Origin of the sequence: Roseomonas populi, from assembly GCF_024594815.1 — a bacterium.
GTDB classification, from domain to species: domain Bacteria; phylum Pseudomonadota; class Alphaproteobacteria; order Acetobacterales; family Acetobacteraceae; genus Roseomonas; species Roseomonas populi.
In genome coordinates, this window is the sequence record NZ_JANJOU010000008.1 from 193,771 (window position 1) to 212,572 (window position 18,802).

The 18,802-nt window shown below is 71.4% G+C and carries 15 protein-coding genes; 4 read left to right on the forward strand and 11 right to left on the reverse strand.

Annotated elements, in window-relative coordinates; all coding sequences use genetic code 11:
• Nucleotides 1-86 precede the first annotated feature (86 nt).
• The 9 genes from NRP21_RS11695 to NRP21_RS11735 all read right to left on the reverse strand — a co-directional run bounded on the left by NRP21_RS11695 (nucleotide 87) and on the right by NRP21_RS11735 (nucleotide 10,713).
• The gene (locus tag NRP21_RS11695) at nucleotides 87-1,073 is read right to left on the reverse strand and encodes a type 2 periplasmic-binding domain-containing protein (RefSeq protein ID WP_257716377.1); all 987 of its coding nucleotides are present in this window, start codon (nucleotides 1,071-1,073) and stop codon (nucleotides 87-89) included.
• The gene (locus NRP21_RS11700) at nucleotides 1,070-2,341 is read right to left on the reverse strand and encodes an amidase (RefSeq protein WP_257716378.1); all 1,272 of its coding nucleotides are present in this window, start codon (nucleotides 2,339-2,341) and stop codon (nucleotides 1,070-1,072) included. The genes NRP21_RS11695 and NRP21_RS11700 overlap by 4 nt, the downstream gene beginning before the upstream one ends.
• The gene (locus NRP21_RS11705) at nucleotides 2,338-4,698 is read right to left on the reverse strand and encodes a xanthine dehydrogenase family protein molybdopterin-binding subunit (RefSeq protein ID WP_257716379.1); all 2,361 of its coding nucleotides are present in this window, start codon (nucleotides 4,696-4,698) and stop codon (nucleotides 2,338-2,340) included. The genes NRP21_RS11700 and NRP21_RS11705 overlap by 4 nt, the downstream gene beginning before the upstream one ends.
• On the reverse strand, nucleotides 4,695-5,180 hold the full coding sequence (locus NRP21_RS11710; RefSeq protein ID WP_209376528.1) for a (2Fe-2S)-binding protein: 486 nt from the start codon (nucleotides 5,178-5,180) through the stop codon (nucleotides 4,695-4,697). The genes NRP21_RS11705 and NRP21_RS11710 overlap by 4 nt, the downstream gene beginning before the upstream one ends.
• Nucleotides 5,177-6,061, reverse strand: a complete 885-nt coding sequence (locus NRP21_RS11715; protein ID WP_257716380.1) for an FAD binding domain-containing protein — start codon at nucleotides 6,059-6,061, stop codon at nucleotides 5,177-5,179. Before NRP21_RS11715 ends, NRP21_RS11710 begins: the two co-directional genes overlap by 4 nt.
• Nucleotides 6,058-8,409 carry a xanthine dehydrogenase family protein molybdopterin-binding subunit gene (locus tag NRP21_RS11720; RefSeq protein WP_257716381.1) on the reverse strand — a complete coding sequence of 784 codons (2,352 nt, stop codon included), beginning with the start codon at nucleotides 8,407-8,409 and terminating at the stop codon, nucleotides 6,058-6,060. The genes NRP21_RS11715 and NRP21_RS11720 overlap by 4 nt, the downstream gene beginning before the upstream one ends.
• The gene (locus tag NRP21_RS11725) at nucleotides 8,409-8,909 is read right to left on the reverse strand and encodes a (2Fe-2S)-binding protein (protein ID WP_257716382.1); all 501 of its coding nucleotides are present in this window, start codon (nucleotides 8,907-8,909) and stop codon (nucleotides 8,409-8,411) included. Before NRP21_RS11725 ends, NRP21_RS11720 begins: the two co-directional genes overlap by 1 nt.
• On the reverse strand, nucleotides 8,906-9,763 hold the full coding sequence (locus NRP21_RS11730) for an FAD binding domain-containing protein (protein WP_257716383.1): 858 nt from the start codon (nucleotides 9,761-9,763) through the stop codon (nucleotides 8,906-8,908). Before NRP21_RS11730 ends, NRP21_RS11725 begins: the two co-directional genes overlap by 4 nt.
• A 122-nt stretch (nucleotides 9,764-9,885) precedes the next feature.
• Complete coding sequence (locus NRP21_RS11735; protein WP_257716384.1) at nucleotides 9,886-10,713, reverse strand: GntR family transcriptional regulator; 828 nt, start codon at nucleotides 10,711-10,713, stop codon at nucleotides 9,886-9,888.
• 159 nt (nucleotides 10,714-10,872) lie between these two features.
• Here NRP21_RS11735 and NRP21_RS11740 point away from each other — a divergent pair, with 159 nt between their 5' ends.
• The 3 genes from NRP21_RS11740 to NRP21_RS11750 are packed head-to-tail and all read left to right on the forward strand — an operon-like array spanning nucleotide 10,873 to nucleotide 14,452.
• The gene (locus NRP21_RS11740; RefSeq protein WP_257716385.1) at nucleotides 10,873-12,519 is read left to right on the forward strand and encodes a class I adenylate-forming enzyme family protein; all 1,647 of its coding nucleotides are present in this window, start codon (nucleotides 10,873-10,875) and stop codon (nucleotides 12,517-12,519) included.
• A gap of 11 nt (nucleotides 12,520-12,530) precedes the next feature.
• The gene (locus NRP21_RS11745; protein WP_257716386.1) at nucleotides 12,531-13,550 is read left to right on the forward strand and encodes an NADPH:quinone oxidoreductase family protein; all 1,020 of its coding nucleotides are present in this window, start codon (nucleotides 12,531-12,533) and stop codon (nucleotides 13,548-13,550) included.
• The gene (locus NRP21_RS11750) at nucleotides 13,547-14,452 is read left to right on the forward strand and encodes a polysaccharide deacetylase family protein (RefSeq protein WP_257716387.1); all 906 of its coding nucleotides are present in this window, start codon (nucleotides 13,547-13,549) and stop codon (nucleotides 14,450-14,452) included. The genes NRP21_RS11745 and NRP21_RS11750 overlap by 4 nt, the downstream gene beginning before the upstream one ends.
• Before the next feature lie 120 nt (nucleotides 14,453-14,572).
• Here NRP21_RS11750 and NRP21_RS11755 read toward each other — a convergent pair whose 3' ends face one another.
• Nucleotides 14,573-15,538: a Bug family tripartite tricarboxylate transporter substrate binding protein gene (locus NRP21_RS11755; RefSeq protein WP_257716388.1), complete on the reverse strand. Its 966-nt coding sequence runs from the start codon at nucleotides 15,536-15,538 to the stop codon at nucleotides 14,573-14,575.
• Nucleotides 15,538-16,914 carry an MmgE/PrpD family protein gene (locus NRP21_RS11760; RefSeq protein ID WP_257716389.1) on the reverse strand — a complete coding sequence of 459 codons (1,377 nt, stop codon included), beginning with the start codon at nucleotides 16,912-16,914 and terminating at the stop codon, nucleotides 15,538-15,540. The genes NRP21_RS11755 and NRP21_RS11760 overlap by 1 nt, the downstream gene beginning before the upstream one ends.
• 414 nt (nucleotides 16,915-17,328) lie before the next feature.
• Here NRP21_RS11760 and NRP21_RS11765 point away from each other — a divergent pair, with 414 nt between their 5' ends.
• Complete coding sequence (locus NRP21_RS11765) at nucleotides 17,329-18,690, forward strand: MmgE/PrpD family protein (RefSeq protein ID WP_257716390.1); 1,362 nt, start codon at nucleotides 17,329-17,331, stop codon at nucleotides 18,688-18,690.
• Nucleotides 18,691-18,802 lie beyond the last annotated feature (112 nt).

Here is an 18,802-nt window from a genome sequence, read left to right on the forward strand (position 1 = left end):
CCCTCGCGGGGGCGGCCCGTGTATGTCCGGCGATCGGAGCATCCAGCGGAACGTAATGTCAAGACATTAAGACAGCGCCGCCGCGGTCAGACCTTCGCCGGATCCGTGACGGAGGCAGGGAAGAGCTCTTCCACTGCCAGGCGGCGCGATGTCAGGCCCTGCTCCGCCGCGTAGTGCACCATGCGCTCCAGCACATGGGCGTTCGCCTGCAGGCCGTAGGGCCAGAAATCGTGCCCCATCAGCGCCCGCGTCCGCTCCAGCTCGTCCACCGCCCAGGGCAGCGTGGTGTAGAGGTGGCCGATCTTCGCGTTGTCGATCAGGCAGAGGCGCTTCGCCTCCTCGAAGGCGTTGAAGACGTTCACCGGGAGCCAGGGGAAGCGCTCCACCAGGGAGCGGCGGATACCGACGAGGTGCATGATCGGGAAGATCCGCGTCCGCCGGAAATACTCCTCCTCCGCCGCGCGGTAATCGGGGAAGAGGCGCGCCACCTCCTTCACCCGGCCGAAGCAGGAGGGCGCGCGGGCGGAGAGCAGGGCGTCGATCGCGCCGGAGGCGAGCTGGCCGGACAGCGTCTCGCCTTCGGGAATGGGGCGCAGCTCCACGTCCCCGGGCAGGTTCAGAGCAACGACGTTGGCACGCCCGGCTTCCTCCAGCCCGCCATTGCGCCAGCTGATGTCGGAGGGCCTCACGCCATACCCATCCGCCAGGATACCGCGCATCCAGAGCGCGACGGTCATCTGGTACTCCGGCACGCCCACGACCTTGCCGCGCAGGTCCTCCGGCCGCGTGATCCCGCGATCCGTCCGGATGTAGACCGAGGAATGGCGGAACAGGCGCGAGGGGAATACGGGGATGCCCACATAGGGGCACCGTCTCTCCGCCAGCTGCACCATGTAGCTGGACATGGAGAGCTCCGTGACGTCGAACTCCTGGTGTCGGAAGTTCCGGTGGAACGCCTCCTCCGGCGACATGGCCACGGGATAGAGGTCGGCCCCCGCCACCGTCGCGCGACCGTCGAAGAGAGCGCGGGTGCGGTCGTAGGCGACGCAGGAGAGGGAGAGCGGAACCTTCACGAGGGACTCCCGAGGCGGTCCATAGCCCAGCGCGCAACGGCGAGGAGATGGCGGTCCGCATGGCGCGGGGCGACGAGCTGGATACCCACCGGAAGCCCCTTTGGCCCGCGATGCGTGGGCAGGCCGACAGCGGGGCCGTGCAGCAGGGTCCACAGACCCTGGAAGCGGGAATCCCCTGTCGAGGCCAGCCCTTCCGGCGCCTCCCCGGCGGCCCCGAGGGTGAGGAGGGCGTTGCAGCCCGCCATGGCCTCCGGGAAGCGGGCCCGGGCCGCGGCAGCGGCCCCCTGAGCCGCGGCGTAGGCAGCGCGGGGAATGGCGCGCCCCTTCTCCACCGTCGCCGCCAGGCGGCCGCTCAGCCCGGCGCGGCGATGCTCCCATTCCCAGGCGAGGGCGCGGGAGATCTCGTGGTCGTTGATCGTGACCCGCGCCTCTGTGAGGGCAGCGAAGTCCGGCGGCAGCGCCACGTCACGAAGGACGGCGCCGGCGGCCTCCAGGCGGCGCGCGGCGTTCTCGACGGCCTCGCGCGCAGCCGGCTCGGCGAGGTCCCATAGGTGGGTGCGGCAGAGGCCGATCCGAGGCGGCGCGATGTCCGGCAGCGGCTCAGGCCTCTCGGCGGTCAGCACGGCGAGGAAAAGATTTGCGTCCTCGACCGTGCGGGCCATGAGTCCGATGGTATCGAGGCTGTCCGCCATCAGCTTCATGCCAGGCCGGGCGATGGCACCGTAGCTCGGCTTGAGGCCGACCACGCCGCAGAACGAGGCGGGGCGGAGGACGGAGCCGCCGGTCTGGGTGCCCAGTGCCAGGGGAACCATGCCCGCCGCCACCGCCGCCGCCGAGCCGGAGGAGGATCCCCCCGGCGTATGGGCGGGATCGTGCGGGTTGGTGGTGGGGCCGGGCGCGACATAGGCCAGCTCCGCCGTCACCGTCTTGCCGAGCATCACGCCGCCGGCGGCGCGGGAGAGGGCGACGCAGGCGGCGTCCACGCGCGGCCGGTAACCCTGCCAGATCGGGGAGCCCATCTCCGTCGGCAGGTCGGCGGTGTCGATCACGTCCTTCACAGCGAAAGGAACCCCGTTCAGGGGGCCGCGCGAAGGGCCCGCGTCCAGTTCGCGTGCGGCCCGCAGGGCAGCCTCCGCGTCGAGGGCGGCAAAGGCGCGCACCACCGGCTCGCGCGCGGCGACGGCTTCCAGGCAGGAGCGGGCATAGGCCTCGGCGGTGAGCGTGCCCGCGGAGATCCGCCGCGCGGCCTCGGTCGCGGTGAGGATCACGCGGCCGCCGCAGGATCGATGAGGGCCACGATATCCACGGGTGAGAGAGGCACCCTCGTGACATGGGCTCCGAAGGGCGACAGCGCGTCCTCGATCGCAGCGGCGATCGCGGCCGGGACGGGGATCACGCCGGCCTCGCCGACGCCCTTGATGCCCAGCGGGTTCAGCGGCGTGGGCGACTGCATGTGCAGGATGCGAACGGGCGGCATCTCCGTGGCGGTAACCAGGAGGTAGTCGGCCAGTGTGGTGGAGGTGGGCTGTGCCTCCTCGTCGTATCGCATGTGCTCGAACAGCGCGTTGCCGATGCCGTGGGCGATGCCGCCCATGAGCTGGCCGTCCACGATGCGCGGGTGCAGCGCGTTGCCGCAGTCATGGGAGAAGGTGAGCGCCAGGATCCGGGCCTCGCCGGTCTCGGCGTCCACCTCCACCTCGGCCACGGCGGTGCCGTTGGCATAGGCCATGGCATCGATCACCACCTCCTCTGCCGCGATGAGTCCAGGACCGCGGCCACCGGGGATGGCGAAGCCGGGCGCGCCGGCGACGGCACGGGCGATCTCCGCCAGCATCACCTTCATCTCCGGTACGCCCTTCACCCGAACGGCGTCGCCCTCGATCTCCAGGTCGCCCTCGTCGGCCTCAAGCAGTCCCGCGGCGACATGCAGCACCTTGTCCTTCACGCGGAGCGCCGCGACATGGGCGGAGCTGCCCGCCAGCACGGCCTGGCGACTGTTGGAGCCGCCGATCCCCATCGGCGCGGCGGCCGTGTCGCCGGCAATGACGTGGACGCGGGACATGTCGCCACCAAGATGCTCGGCCACGAGCTGGGCAAGCATGGTGTGGGTGGACTGGCCCATAGCGGCCGCGCCGGTCGCGACGACAATGCGCCCGGAGGGCTCGATCCGGACGGATACGTGCTCGAAGGGGCCGCGCCCCGTACCCTCGACGTAGTTGGCAACGCCGATGCCGATATGGCGCCCCTCCGCGAGGGCCGCGCGCTGCCGCTCGGGGAAGGCGTCCCAGCCGGCGGCCTCCAGCGCCATCGCCATGCAGCGCGGGTAGTCGCCGGAATCGAGCACGACCTGCATGCCGCCGCGGGTCTTCAGCGGCGTGGCGTAGGGCATGCGATCGCCCGGAACGAGATTGCGGCGGCGGATCTCCGCGCGGTCCAGGTTCAGCTCCCGCGCCGCCCGGTCCAGAAGGCGTTCCATGGCGAAGACGCCCTGGGGCTGGCCGGCGCCGCGCACGGGGGTGACGGGCACCTTGTTCGTCGCCGCGACCTTCATTGCCACCCGGAAGGCGGGCACGACATAGGCGAGCGGCATGGCGGAGACCGCGCCCTGCGGCACGTTCACGCCGCGCGCAGTGTAGGCACCGTGGTCATGGATCATCTGCCCGCGCACGGCGAGGATTCGGCCCTCCCCGTCCGTCGCCAGCTCCACGTCCCAGAGCTGGTCACGCTCCTGCGTGGTGGCGACGAAGTGCTCGGCGCGGTCCTCGATCCACTTCACGGGGCGGGTGAGGAGGCGCGCGGCGAGGGCGACCACCACCTCCTCCGGGTAGAAGATGAGCTTCGGGCCGAAGCCGCCGCCCACGTCGGGGGTGACCACCCGGACGCCCTCTTCGGGCAGGCCGAGCAGATCGCACAGCATGCGGCGCGCCGTGTGTGGGGTCTGCGTGCTGCTCCAGACCGTCAGGCGGTCGTCCAGCGGGTCGTGGCGGGCGAGGACGCCGCGGCACTCCATGGAGTGGCTGCCGCCACGGTGAATGGAAAGGCGCTCGGCGAAGCGGTGGGGCGCGGTGGCGAAGGCGGCGTCCACGGCGCCGTATTCCAGAGTCAGCTCGGCCGCCAGATTGGAGGCGGCGCCGGAATGGGCGAGCGGGGCGCCGGGCTCCAGGGCCGCCACGCAATCCGCCACGGCCGGAAGGGGATCGTAATCCACTTCGACCAAGGCAGCAGCGTCTTCCGCGATCGCGCGCGTGTCGGCAATCACGACGGCCACGGCTTCCCCGACATGGGTCACCTCCGCATCGGCCAGGACGGGCCGGTGCAGTTCCAGCCGGTAGGCCGGGCTGGGGAGCGCGACGACGAGCCGCGTGTCCGTCAGGTGCGGCGCGAGCTCCGCAAGGGTGAGCACGGCGTGCACGCCCGGCAGGGCACGGGCGGCGGCGGTGTCGATGCCGCGGATCGCGGCGTGGGCGTGGGGCGAGCGCAGGAAGGCGGCGTGCAGCAACCCGGGCGGTGCGATGTCGTCCACGTAGCGGCCACGACCGCGGATGAGGGCCGAATCCTCTACCCGCGGCACGTCGCGGCCGACGAGGCGGCCTGCCCCGGGCTGATGCGGGCTCTGGGCGTTCATGCCGCAGCCTCGCGCATGGCGCGGGCGGCCTCCATCGTCGCGGCGACGATGCTGTCATAACCCGTGCAGCGGCAAAGATTGCCGGAGATGGCGACGCGCACCTCCTCCTCCGTCGGGTCGGGGCAGTCCCGCAGGAACTCCTCCAGGGTCGTCAGCATCCCCGGCGTGCAGAAGCCGCACTGCAGGCCGTGGTTGGCGCAGAAGGCGGCCTGGAGCGGGTGCAGCGCCTCGGGCGAGGGCGCCAGGCCCTCCACCGTCGTCACCGCCCGGTCCTCGGCCTGGACAGCGAGGACGAGGCAGGCGCGGATGGCGCGGCCGTCCAGCAGCACCGTGCAGGCGCCGCAGACGCCGTGCTCGCAGCCGAGATGCGTGCCGGTCAGGCCGAGCGTACCGCGGAGGAAGTCGCCGAGATGCTGGCGGACAGGCGCCTCCGCCTCGTGGCGCGTGCCGTTGACGGTGAGCGCGATGCGACGGGTGCTCATGCGAGGCTTCCCTGTCGGGCGGGGGTGGTGGCGCGCGACGCGGCGGCCGCCAGGGCGCGGCGGGCGAGGGTCGCGGCGAGGCGGCGGCGGTACCAGGCCGGGGCCTGGGGATCGGACATGGCCTCGATGGAACCGCAGGCCGCGGCGGCCTCGCGGAACAGCGCCTCGGACGGCGCCTGCCCGGCCAGCGCCGCCTCGGCGGTACGCAGGCGCAGCGGGCCGGCGCCGACACCGCCGAGGGTGAGGGAGGCGCGGGCGATCCGCCCGCCCTCCAGCACCAGCACGGCGGCGGCCGAGGTGATGGCGTAGTCGCCGTGCCTTCGGGCGAACTCCTCGAAGGCGGCGCCGTGGCCGGCAGGCGGCAGGGGGATGCGGATGGCGGTCAGCATCTCCTCCGGCGCCAGGGAAGGGGTCATGAAGCCGAGCGGAAGGTCGTGGATGGAGAGGTCGCGGACCCCGGACGGCCCCTGCACATCCAGCACCGCGTCCAGCGCCGTGGCGACCGCCACCAGCTCGGCCGAGGGATCGAGGTTGCAGAGCGATCCGCCGATGGTGCCGCGGTTGCGGGTCTGGCGATGGCCGACATGGGTCAACGCCTCGGCCATCAGCGGCAGGTGCGCGCGGACGAGGGGGCTCTCCTCGATGTCGCGCTGGCGAGTCATGGCGCCAATCCGCAGCGCGCCCCCTTCCGCCGTAATCCCCGCCAGCCCCTCAACGCGATTGAGGTCGATCAGGTGGTCGGGGAAGGCGACGCGCATGTTGAGCATCGGCATGAGCGACTGCCCGCCCGCGAGCAGCCGCGCGTTCTCCAGCGTGGCGAGCAGGTGCAACGCCTCCTCGACGCTGCGGGGATCATGATAGGCGAAGGGGGCGGCCTTCACGGTGCCTCCGTCAGCAGGGCACGGAGATGGGCGGGCAGGACGGGCAGCGAGGTGATCGCGCCGGGCCGGCGCAGGGCATCATCCACGGCGGAGGCGATGCAGGCGCCCGCGCCATTCGTACCTCCCTCCCCCGCGCCCTTCACGCCGAGCGGGTTGAGCGGGCTCGGCGCGTCCTCGGCGATCAGCACGTCCACCTCCGGCATCTCGGCGATGGTGGGGATGAGATAATCGGCCAGGGTGGTGGAGAGGGGCTGGCCGGAGGGATCGTAGCGGAACTCCTCCAGCAGCGCGCCGCCGAGGCCCTGGGCGAGGCCGCCGACGATCTGGCCCTCCACCAGCATCGGGTTGATCGCCCGGCCAATGTCGTTGGCCACGAGGTAGCGCTCTACCGTAACGCCCCCGGTGCCGGCATCGATCCGGATCTGGGCGAGGTGGACGCCGTAGGGATAGGCCATGTGGTCGGACCAGAACCAGCGCTCGGCGGTCAGGCCAGGGGTCTGGCCCCGCATGGCCGGGGAGTTGGGGCCCCTGCCCCGCGCGATCTCGGCAAGGGTGAGGCTCGGCCCGGCCAGGCCGTCGGCGCGCGTCACCACGCCTTCGCGGATCGTCAGCTCGGCGGGGCTGAGCTGGAGGAGCTGTGCGGCGCATTCCAGCGCCATCTCCCGCACCGCCAGAGCCGCTTGCCAGGTGGCGGAGCCGGACATGACGGTGACACGGGAGGCATGGGCGCCGTTGCCGAACTCGATCCGGTCCGTGCGGCCGCGCACCACGCGAATGCGGGAGTAGTCCACGCCCAGCGCCTCCGCGCAGATCTGGGCAAGCGCCGTCTCCACCCCCTGCCCCACCGAGGCGGCGCCGCTGACGACCTCCACCGCGCCCGTCGCGTCCACCGTGACGCGCACGCCGTCCGAAGGGCCGAGGCCGCTCTTCTCCACGAAGAAGGCGAGGCCGGCGCCGACGCATTCCCCGGCCGCGCGGCGCGCCGCCAGCTCCTGCTGCATCGCGTCCCAGCCGAAGCGGGCAAGCGCCTTGTCCAGCAGCCCTTCGTAGTCCCCGGAATCGAGCACGACATCGGTGCCGAGCGCGTCCAGCGGCCGCGCGTGCGGCATCTCGGCGGCGGCGACGAGGTTGCGGCGCCGGATCTCCACGGGATCGATCCCGAGCCGCGCGGCGATGGCGTCCATCAGGCGCTCGCGCACGAAGGTGGTCTCGTAGCGGCCGGGGGCGCGGTAGGTGGCGGCCGGGGTCTTGTTGGTCAGGCGAAAATGGCCGGCGACGCGATAGGCCGGCAGGCGATAGGGCCCGGGCAGCATCCCCGCCGCCAGGTCCGCCACGCGCGCGCCGTGGGTGCGGACATAGGCGCCCTGGTCGTGGAAGAAGGCGTCGTCGATGCCAAGCAGCCTCCCTTCCGCATCCACCGCTGCGCGGATGCGGTGGCTCTGCTGGCGGGAGTGATTGGTCGCGACCAGATGCTCGCGCCGGTCCTCGATCCACTTGACCGGGCGGCGCAGGCGCAGGGCGGCGGCGCAGACCAGCAGGTCCTCCGGGTAGAGTTCCCCGCGCACGCCGAAGCCGCCACCGACATGGCCCTCGAACAGGTGCACGCCCTGCGGCGGGCGCCCGAGGAGGCGGGCGATCTCGTCGCGGTTCCAGTGCTGCTTCTTCGCGGTGCCGTGCAACTCCAGCACGTCGTGCGCCGCGTCGTAGCGGGCGATGGCGCCGCGCGTCTCCAGCGGCACGCCAGAGTGGCGGCCCACGGAGAGCTCCAGCTCCACCACCGCGTGGGCACTGCGGAAGGCGGCGTCGATATCGCCGTACTCCTTGCGGACGACCGTCGGCTCGGTGTCATGGCCGGGGGCGAACTCGCCGGGGGGTGCGGCGGCGTCCAGCACCACCGGCAGTTCCTCCAGCTCCACCATCACGGTCTCCGCCGCGTCCTCGGCGCGATAGGCATCGTCGGCGAAGACGACGGCCACCGGCTCGCCCACGTAGCGCACGCGGTCGCGCGCCAGAACGGGCTGGCAATAGGGCTCCAGCCCCCGCACCTTCGTGGCGCGGAAGGGGATGAGCGGGATGTCCGCCACGTCGGCGGCGGTCCAGACGGCCACCACCCCCGGCATGGCCCGGGCGGCCTCCGCATCCACGGAAACGATACGGCCATGGGCGATCTCCGCCCGCACCACGCGCATGTGGAGCTGGCGGGGGAAGTTCACATCGGCAGCGAAGAGGCCTTCGCCGCGCACCAGCGGCAGGTCCTCGATCCGAGTCACCGGGCGGCCGACGACGCGGCCGGGCCCGGCGGCCAGGGCGGGGGCATCCTCTCCGGGGCGGGGCGACAAGCCATCCATCAGGCCGGCACCTTCTCGCGCATCTCGGCCGCCGCGGCGCGGACGGCCTTCACGATGTTGGCATAGCCGGTGCAGCGGCAGATGTTGGAGGAGAGCGCGTCCACCAGCGCTTCGTCGGAGATGTCCGGGTCGCGGTCCAGGATCGCGGTACCGAGCATGAGGAAGCCCGGCGTGCAGTAGCCGCATTGCAGCGCGTGGTTGTCGATGAAGGCGCGCTGCAGCGGGCTGAGCTCGCCGCCCTCGGCCAGGCCCTCCACCGTGCGGATCGCCCGCCCCTGCGCCTGCACGGCGAAGAGAAGGCAGGCGCGCACCGGCTCGCCGTCCATCAGCACGGTGCAGGCGCCGCAGACGCCGTGCTCGCAGCCGAGATGGGTACCGGTGAGGCCGCAATTATCGCGCAGGGCGTCGGCGAGCGTCCGGCGGGCCTCCACGCGGATCGCGTGGCGCTCCCCGTTTACGGTGAGGATGACGGCAAGGGTCGCGTCGGGGGCTTCGGTCATGGCAGTTCGATCCCGGCGGCATCGGCCAGAGCGCGGCGGATCACCGTCTCCGCGAGGGCCGGGCGGGTTGGGTCGTCGTCGGTGGGCAGGAGGGTGGCGCGGGCCTCGGCTGCGGCCTGGCGCAGCAGGTCGGCCGTGGGGGCGCGATTGGTCAGCAGGGCTTCGGCCTCCGGCAGGCGACGCGGCCGGTCCTCCACGGCGCCGATCCCGATCCGGGCGGCGGCGATCGTGCCGGCGCGCATCTCCAGCACCGCGAGCGAGGCAGCCTGGGCGTAGTCGCCGGCGCGGCGGCTGAACTCGTGGAAGCCCCAGCGGGTGCCCTCCGGCAGAACGGGCAGGTGCAGCCCGGCCAGCAGCTCGTCCGGTTCCAGCGCCGTGGTCATGAAGCCCTGGAAGAAATCCTCCGCCGCGATCATGCGATCCCCGCGCATGCTGCGGGCCAGCATCGCCCCGCCGAGCGTCGCGGCGACGAGGCACCACTCCGATGCCGGATCGGCGTTCGCCAGGCTGCCGCAGACCGTGCCACGCGTGCGGATCGGCAGGTGGGCGATGTGGCCACGCACCTTGTCCAGCAGGGCGCCGAGCGGGCCCGGCACGCTCTCCCGCCGGATCATGGCGTGACGGACCAGCGGACCGACGCGGAGCTGGCCGTCCCCGACCTCCAGCCGGTCGAGGCCGGGCAGCCCGTTGATGTCGATCAGGTGCGAAGGGCGGGCAACACGGAGCGCCATGGCGGGAACGAGGCTCTGGCCGCCCGCCAGGATCCGCCCCTCCTCCGGGGCCAGTTCCGCCAGCAGCGCCAGCGCTTCCGCTTCGGTCCGCGGGGCGTGGTAGTGGAAGGGGGGCGGCTTCATGCGGCCGGCCCCGCCTCCTGGTGCCAAGGTTTGGCCATGGGCTCCTCCGGGCCCGACGGAGGGCCACTTCGCCTTAATGTCCTGACATTAAGGCGAGGCCCTCGGCGCGCGTCAAGCGAAACTCAGCCGCGCGGGCCCGCCTGAATGGGCGAGTCGAGGGTGAACTGGAAGCGCTCTCCGTTGAACCACACCGTGCCGTGCAGCACCGGCGCGCCGGAGGCGGCGAAGTAGGTGTGCTCCGTATGCAGCAGCGGCGTGCGGCCGGGTACGCCGAGCGCGCGGGCAATGCGGGCCTCCGTGGGAATGCAGCGGACGGTGTTGGTGATGCGGGCCGGAGACTGGCCCATCGCCTCGGTGAGGAGAGAGATGATGGCCATCTCCTCCAGCATGCGGGCGGTGACGTGGCGGGCGACTGAGAGGGGCAGGTAGCGCTGCTCGAAGGCGAAGACCTCATCGTCGAGGAAGCGCAGGCGCTCGATGTGCTCGACCCTCTCCCCGGCGGGCAGGTTCAGGCGGGCGGCGACCGCCGCGGGCGCCGCGATCTCCGCGCGGGACAGGATCTGGAAGCGCACGGTGCGGTGGGCCGCGCGCATCTCGTCCTCGAAGGCGAGGGAGACGTCGTGGTTCAGTCGCTCAGGCGCGACAAAGGTGCCGCGCCCCCTCCCCCGAGCCACCAAGCCCATCGAGACAAGCTGGGCCATGGCCTGGCGGACCGTGGGGCGGCTGACGCCGAAATAGGCCATGCACTCCAGCTCCGTCGGCAGGGCATGGCCGACGAGGGCAGCGTGGTTCGCCTGGATGGGGGCGGAGAGGCGTTCGGCAAGCTGCGTGTAGAGCGGCATGGCGCTGGTCGTGTCGAGCGGCGGCAGGCTCTCCAGCCCGAACGCACTCGGCGCATCGCGGCCCGGGATCGCGGGATCGGCTTCGGCGCGGGCGACGGTGGTGGGCATCAAGGCATGACTCCGGGCGTTTCCGCGGAAGGGCGCCTCTCTAGAGCATCACGGCGCCGGGCCGAAGCGGCGGCGATCCGGATGGCTCCTGCCTTGACATGGAAACGGGCCACCGCCTTAATGTCCTGACATTACATCCTACCTGGACCGGCGGGGCGCATGAGCAACACCCTCCTCACCACCCTCAGCCGAGAGCGTCTGCGCCAGGGCTACGAGTCCGGCTTCTGGCGGGAGGAGACGATCTACCGGATCGCGGCCGACCGCGCCGCCCGCACCCCCGACGCTCCCGCGATCCGCGATGCCCGCCGCCGCGTGACGATCGGTGCCCTGGTGGCCGCCGCGGACCGGCTCTCGGCCGATCTCCGCACCGCCGGGCTGCGTCGGGGCCAGCGCGTCGCCGCCTGGCTGCCCAGCCGGGTGGAAGTGGCCGTCGCCCTCCTCGCCTGCTCGCGGGATGGGCTTGTCCTCTGCCCCTCCCTGCACCGGGACCACACGGTGGCCGAGGTGGCAGGACTGCTGGAGCGCATGCGCGCCGCTGCCCTCATCGCCGAGCCCGGCCACGGCGCGGATGCCGACCGCCACGATATCTTCGAGGCGGTGAAGGGCCTGACGACGTTGAAGCGCGTGATCCGGCTGGAGAAGTCCAACGGCGAGGACCTCTGGCCCTATGACGGCGAGCGGAACGACGCGCTCCCTGTGCCCGATCCGGACGGCGTGGTCTATCTCGCCTTCACCTCCGGCACCACGGGCCAGCCGAAAGGTGTGATGCACAGCGACAACACGCTGCTCGGCAATGCCCGCGCCATCGTGGCGGACTGGTCGCTGGGGGAGGAGGACGTCATCGCCACCCTCTCCCCGCTCTCCCACAATCTCGGCTTCGGCTCCCTCGTCATCGCCCTGCTCTGCGGGGCGGAGCTGGTGATCCACGATCTGCCGCGCGGCAAGTCCCTGCTGGACCGGCTGGTGGAGACGGACACCTCCTACCTCGTCGGCGTGCCCACCCACGCCATCGACCTGCTGCACGAGATGCGGGGCCGCGGCATGAAGACCCTCGGCCGGGTGCGCGGCTTCCGCGTCTCCGGCGCCGCCGTGCCGAAGGCCGTGGTGGCGGGGCTGCTGGAGCACGGCGTCACGCCCCAGAGCGGCTACGGCATGACCGAGGCCTCCTCCCACCACTACACCCTGCCGAACGATCCGCCGGAACGGATGACGGAGACCTCCGGTAAGTGCTGCCCGGGCTACGAGGTACGCGTCTTCTCCCGCGACAACCCGGAGCAGGAATTGCCCGCCGGCGAGACCGGCCAGATCGGCGGCCGCGGCGCCTCCCTCATGCTCGGCTACTTCGACGAGCAGGGCGCGACGGAGGACAGCTTCAACGCCGATGGCTGGTTCATGACCGGCGACCTCGGCTGGGTGGACGAGGCGGGCTACATCCGCATCACCGGCCGCAAGAAGGACGTGATCATCCGCGGCGGCCACAACATCTTCCCCGCGAAGATCGAGACGCTGGCGATGCAGCACCCCGCCGTGCTCCGCGCCGCCGCCCTGGCGGTACCGGATGATCGGCTGGGCGAGAAGGTGTGCCTCGCCATCCAGCCCCGGCCCGGCGCGTCCGTCGAGGCCGAGGCGCTGCTTCTGCACCTGGATGAATCCGGCCTCTCCAAATACGATCAGCCCGAGTACTTCCTGCTGGTGGATGAGATCCCGCTGACTGCCAGCGGCAAGATCCTCAAGCGCGCCGTGGCCGCGCGGCTGGAGGCGGGGGAGCTGACTCCCCGCCCCGTGCGCCTGCCCGCGCGCGCCTGAGAGGGATGGACATGCCGATGCAGGCCGTGGTGGTGCGTGAGTTCGGTGGAATCGACCGCATCTCGGTGGAGGACCGGCCGGTGCCCGTGCCCGGGAAGGGCGAGGTGCTTGTGCGCGTCGGGGCCGTGGCCGCGAACTTCGTGGACACACTGGTGATCGGCGGCACCTACCAGTTCCTGCCCGAGCGCCCCTTCACCCCCGGCAAGGGGCCTGCCGGGACGATCGCGGCGCTCGGCGAGGCCGTGACCGGCCTCTCCGTCGGGGACCGCGTCCTCGCCATGGCGGAGATCGGCGGATATGCCGAGTACGCCTTGGCCCCGGCGAGCCAGTGCTACGCCCTGCCGGCCTCCATGAGCTTCGAGGAAGCGGCCTCAACATCCCTGGCCGCCGACACCGCCTGGTTTGGCCTGCGGGAGCGCGGCCGGGTCCAGCCAGGGGAGACGGTGCTGGTGCTGGGCGCCACCGGCGCCGTGGGCATTGCCGCCCTCCAGCTCGCCAAGGCCTTCGGCGCCAGAGTCCTCGCCGGCGTCTCCTCCATGGCGAAGGCCGACCTGGTGCGAGAGGCCGGTGCCGACGCCGTGATCGACCTCTCGCGCGAGAACCTGCGCGACGGCCTGCGCGAGCAGGTCCACGCGGAGACGGGCGACGCGGGTGCCGACGTGGTGCTGGACATGCTGGGCGGCGACATCTTCGACGCGGCACTGCGGGCGCTGGCCTGGCGCGGCCGGCTGGTGGTGATCGGCTTCGCGGCCGGGCGCATCCCCTCGGTGAAGGCCAACTATCTTCTGGTGAAGAACATCGAGGTCAGCGGCCTCCAGATCAGTGACTACCGCAAGCGAATGCCCGAGCTCGCCCGCCGTTGCTTCGAGGAGATCTTCGCGTTGCACGGCGAAGGCAAGCTCCACGCCCCGGTCTTCCGCACCTTTCCGCTCCTCCAGGCCCGGGATGCGCTGGCCGCTCTTCTGGACCGGAAGGTGAAGGAGCGCATCGTGATGACAATGTCCGGCCACCAGCGGGAGAGCAATGCATGAAGCTTCCGTCCCAGCAGCGCTACGACCACAGCGCCATCCCGCAACGGCCTACCTATGAATGGCCCGGTGGCAAGCGCCTCGCGCTCCTCGTCTGCAACAACATCGAGCATCACGCCTTCCGCGCCGGTCTGGGCAGCGATAGCGCGACCATCGGGGCGCCGCAGAGCCAGCGCAACTACGCCTGGCGCGACTACGGCAACCGCGTCGGGCTCTGGTATCTGCTGGACCTGCTGGACGAGTTGGGCCTGCCCTGTGCTCACAACGTGAACACCGCTGCCCTCGATACCTGCCCGGAGATCGCACCGGCGTTGCTGAAGCGCGGGGACGAGTTCGTCGGCCACGGGCGCACCAACTCGGAGCGCCAGGACGGGCTGTGGGAAGAGGATGAGCGCCGCCTGATCGCCGAGAGCGCCGAGGGCATCCGCCGCCATTCCGGCACTCGCCCCAAGGGTTGGATGGGGCCCTGGCTCGCCGAGAGCAACGTCACCCCCGACCTGCTGGCGGAGGAAGGCTTCGAGTACGTGATGGAATGGCCGGCCGACGACCAGCCCTTCTGGATGCGGACGCGTTCCGGTCCCATCCTCTCCGTCCCCTACTCGGTCGAGATCAACGACAGTCCCGCCCAGGTGTACCGGCAGCATACCGGGCGCGACTTCGCGGACATGATCACCGACCAGTTCGATGAACTGCTGCACCAGTCGGCCAAGTACCCGTTGGTGTGCAGCATCGTCCTGCACCCCTTCGTGGTGGGCCAGCCCTACCGCCTGCGGCAGCTGCGCCGCGCGCTGGAGCATGTGCTGCAGCACCGGGACAGGCTGTGGATCACCCGGCCAGGCGAGTTGGTGACCTATGTGCGCGGCCTGCCGAAGGGCGTGGTGCCCGGGAGCGAGGAGCTGCCCTGATCTGACGGTTTGCTTCCGTTAGAGGGCGTAGGGGTCTCTCCTGCTCCTGCTCCCTCGACGGCGCCGGGAACTTAAAGGCCGAGCGGCAAACCCTCGCCCCGACGCACCGGAAGGCCGGCTCTACATAGTGCCTGCGAATTGTTGCGCCACCGGCCTCCACTTTCGCCGCTCGTCGGCAATGAAGGAGGCAAAGTCGTCCGGCGTGCTGAACTGAACATCCATGGTCTGGTCGCGCATCCGCGCGACCAGGTTCTCGTCCTTCAGCGCGGTATGAAGCGCGGCGGACATGCGGGCCACCGCAGGGGCGGGCAGGCCGGCCGGGCCGACAACGCCGTACCAGGCGGTAGCGGAGAAGTCACGCAGTCCAGCCTCCTGCAATGTGGGCGTGTCAGGTAGGGCGGCGATCCGCCTCTCGCCCATCACCGCGATCGGGGTGATCTTCCCCTCCCGCATCATGTTCGCCCCAGAGCCCGTCGTGACCAGCAGTTCCAGCTGCCCTCCCAGCAGGTCCCGCAAGGCCGGAGCGCCGCCGCGATAGGGAACGTGGGTCAGCCGGATTCCGGCAGCCGCCTGCAGCATTTCCCCGGCGAGATGCTGCGTGGTGCCTGTGCCGGCACTGCCGAAGTTCAGCTTCCCGGGCGCCGCCTTCGCGGCGGCCACAACGTCGTCCAGGCGCTTCCATCCCAGGTCGTTGCGGGTGGCAAAGATGTTCGGCGACCAGGCGGCGAAGCCGATCGGCGTGAAGTCCTTCTGCGGGTCGAATGGGAGGGACCGGAACAGGATGGTGTGGTAGGTCATCGGCCCAGTGCTGCAGAGCAGGAACGTGTGGCCGTCATTGGCCCGCGCCACCAGCTCCGTACCGATGTTGCCGGCCGCGCCGGTGCGGTTCTCCACCACCACGGTCTGCCCGAGCTCCGGCCCCATTCCCGCCGCGATGGCCCGGGCGAGCTGGTCCGCGGCGCCACCGGGCTCGAAGGTGGCGATCAGGCGCACGGGACGGTTCGGCCAGGATTGCGCCCGGGCGGGCCACACCGCGGGCAGGGCGAGCGCGGCGGCGCCCGCCAGGACATGTCTGCGGTGGGGCATCAGATCGCTTCCTCCAGTACGGCGCCGCACAGCACCTCGCGCAACGCCGATCTGGCCGCGCGGCGCGGATCCTTGAAGGCGGCGAGGAGGGCGGCTGCCCCCGTCGCCTCACCGCCGCCATGCGCGAAGCAGTCGGCAGCCTTGGCCAGCAGCTCGCCCTCGCTCAGCGGATCCTCCGCACCGCCGCGCAGCGCGTGGCGGCACATCGAGAGAGTGCGGCCATCCTTCAGACGCAGCGTCACCTCCGCCCAGCGCGGCAGGAGATCGCCCACGTCCTCGTCAGCGGTGACTCGGGGCAGGAAGGCCTGAATCAAGGGCCGGCGTACCGCCGCATCGTCGAAGCTGGCGAGGCGCAGGGCGCCATCCGCCAGCGCGGCCGCGATCGCGTACTCCATGGAGAACTTTGCATCGAGGCCAGTCGTCGGGCGGTGATGGATCAGCGGCGCCAGGGCGCCGGGGGAAGCGTGGACGTGCACGGCCTCCACCTCGTCCAGCGTCACCCCGTGCTCTGCGCGCAGATGCAGCACGGCGTCCAGCGCGCGGTGAGTCGCGTAGCAGAGCGGGTACTTCTTCACCTCCAGCCCGTGACGGATCAGAGCGCGCGCGTTGCATTCCTCCGGAAGGGCCAGTGACTTGCCGCCGCCGAGGCGCGCGAAGCCCAGGGCGCCGCCCAGCGCGTCCGGGGCTGCGTCGAAGCCGATCTCTGCCAGCCGCGCGGCTCGCAGCCCGGTCAGATTCGCGTTCCCCGCCTGCACCGACTTGGCCATCGTGCCGAAGCTGGCCCGCGTTCCCGCGGCCTGGGTAACGGCGAGGCCAAGCGCATGCGCGACCTGCGTTTCGTCCAGCCGTAGCAGGCGCGCACAGGCCGCCGCGGCCCCGATGGCGCCGATCGTTGCCGTGCTATGCCAGCCCAGGGCGTAGTGCGGCGCCGCCATGGCTACCGAAAGCGCGGCGATCACCTCGAACCCCGCGACATAGGCGACCGTGACATCGCCTACGGTGAGGCCCTCGGCCTCCGCCAGGGCAAGGATGGCCGGCAGCATCGCGACGGAAGGGTGGCCGCGCATCGAGGACGTGACATCGTCGAAGTCGAGCACGTGGGCCATGACCCCGTTTGCCCAGGCTGCCTCCTCCTGCCGCGCACGGGCCGTGCCTGAAAGGGTCCAGAGCGTGCAGGGGCCGCCGCCCTGCGCGCGGGCCCGCCGGGTTGCAAGGCGCGCGGCCGGCTCGTCGCGGGCGGCAATCCCCACCGAAACGGTGTCGAGCACCGCCCGAGCAACGAGCAGGCGCTCCTCCGGGAGAAGGGCGTCGGCATCGAGCCCGGCCACGCGCGCGGCGAGGCGCCGCGTGACCGTCAGCGGCTCCGCGGCGCTCACTGCCGAGCCGCCCCGCGGTGCAGGGCACCGGCACGGCAGGGCGCGCGGGTATCGATCAGAGCTTTCCGTATCACGGCGGCTTCCGTCCCCCGATCCCATTCTCCGAAGCCGGGCAGGATCGTTGGGGCGACCTTAGGGCTGCGCCCCAACTCAGGCAATGCGGATGATAACTCGGTGTGCGAATTACAAGGCCCATCTCCGGGCGCAAAAGGGCCGCCTGCCGCCGTTCCTTGACCCCGTGCCTCCCGCGGGAGTAACGCTGGAAAAGACGAATAAAAAATTCGCTGAGCAAATGGGTCGTCACGGCGGCATCGTCGGGTGGCGGCAACGCCGGAGGACCGTTGAATGATAAGCCATGCCCAAATGTTGATTGCCGCCGATTCCGCCTGCCGCGACGCGAAGGAGGGCTGAGCCATGGCCACCTCCATCACGCGCGCGCTCGGCACCTTCGTCAGCGGGTTGCGCTTCGAGGCCATCCCGGCCGAGGCCGCGGCCGTCGCGCGCATGGGCTTCGTGGACTGCGTCGGCGTGATGATTGCCGGGCGGGACGAGCCAGTGGTCGGCATTCTGCGGGACACGGTCGGCGTAGCCGGGCCGAGGGGCGAGGCGACGCTGACCTTCGGCCCCTTGCGCGCCCCGGCGCCCGAGGCAGCCCTCATAAACGGTACCGCCGCCCACGCGCTGGACTATGACGACGTGGCCCTGCGCGGCCACCCCAGCACAGTCCTCGTGCCTGCGATCCTGGCGGAGGGCGAGGCGCTCGGCGCGACAGGAGCGGAGATGGTGGCGGCCTATGTCGCGGGATATGAGGTCTGGGCGGAGTTGATCGCCCATGATCAGGACTTCCACCACGAGAAGGGATGGCACCCGACCGGCGTGTTCGGCGCTGTCGGCGCGGCCGCTGCCTGCGCCCGGCTGCGCGGGCTGGACGCCGAGCGGGCGGCCCACGCCATCGCGCTCGGCGCTTCGCAGAGCGCGGGGCTAGGTGCCAACTTCGGCACCATGACGAAGCCCTTCCACGCCGGCCGAGCCGCGCAGGCCGGCGTAATGTCGGCGCGCCTGGCGCAGGCTGGCATGACGGCCTCCCTCGACGCGATCGAGCATCCGCGCGGTTTCCTCTACGCCATCTCGCCGCGCGGGCGGGTCACGGGCCTGGATGCGCCGACCGAGGGCTTCGGCAAGGACTGGCGAATCCTCGATCATCGGCTCAGCATCAAGAAGTTCCCGATATGCTACTGCGGCCACCGCGCGACCGACGCGATGCTTGCCCTTCTGGCGCGCCGGCCCTTCAGGGCGGAGGACGTCGAGGCGGTTCAGGTGGTGACGAGCCGCGCCCATGCCGGGACGCTCCGCAACACCAGTCCCTCGACCGGGCTGGAGGCAAAGTTCAGCGCGCAGTTCGACATGGCTGCCGCGGTGATCGCCGGGAAGGTCGGGTTGGCCGAGCTGACCGACTCCTTCGTGCAGCGCCCGGACGTGCAGGCCCTGATGGCGCGCGTGACCGTCTCGCCCACCGACGAGACGGATCCGGCGCTGCCCGGTGCCGCGCCCTTCGATACCGTCCGGGTGGCGTTGCGGGGCGGGGAGAGATTGGAGGAATCCGTGCGGCGCGCGCGCGGCCACGCCGCCGTGCCGCTGACCGATGCCGAGCTGCGCGCGAAATTCATGGACTGCCTAGAATCCGCCGGGGAAGGCCGGCGCGCAGCCGCGCTGTTCGAACGGCTGAACGACATAGCCACGCTCGGTGCGGCGGTAGAACTGGAGGCGGCGGCCTGAGCGCACCTTCGCGCCGCGGGCGGTTTACAGGCCGTGCAGGTTGAGACTAGCGTGTCGTGACAGCGAGAAGATAACTCGCTCAGCGAATGGAAGCGGCCAGCACCAGCCGGCC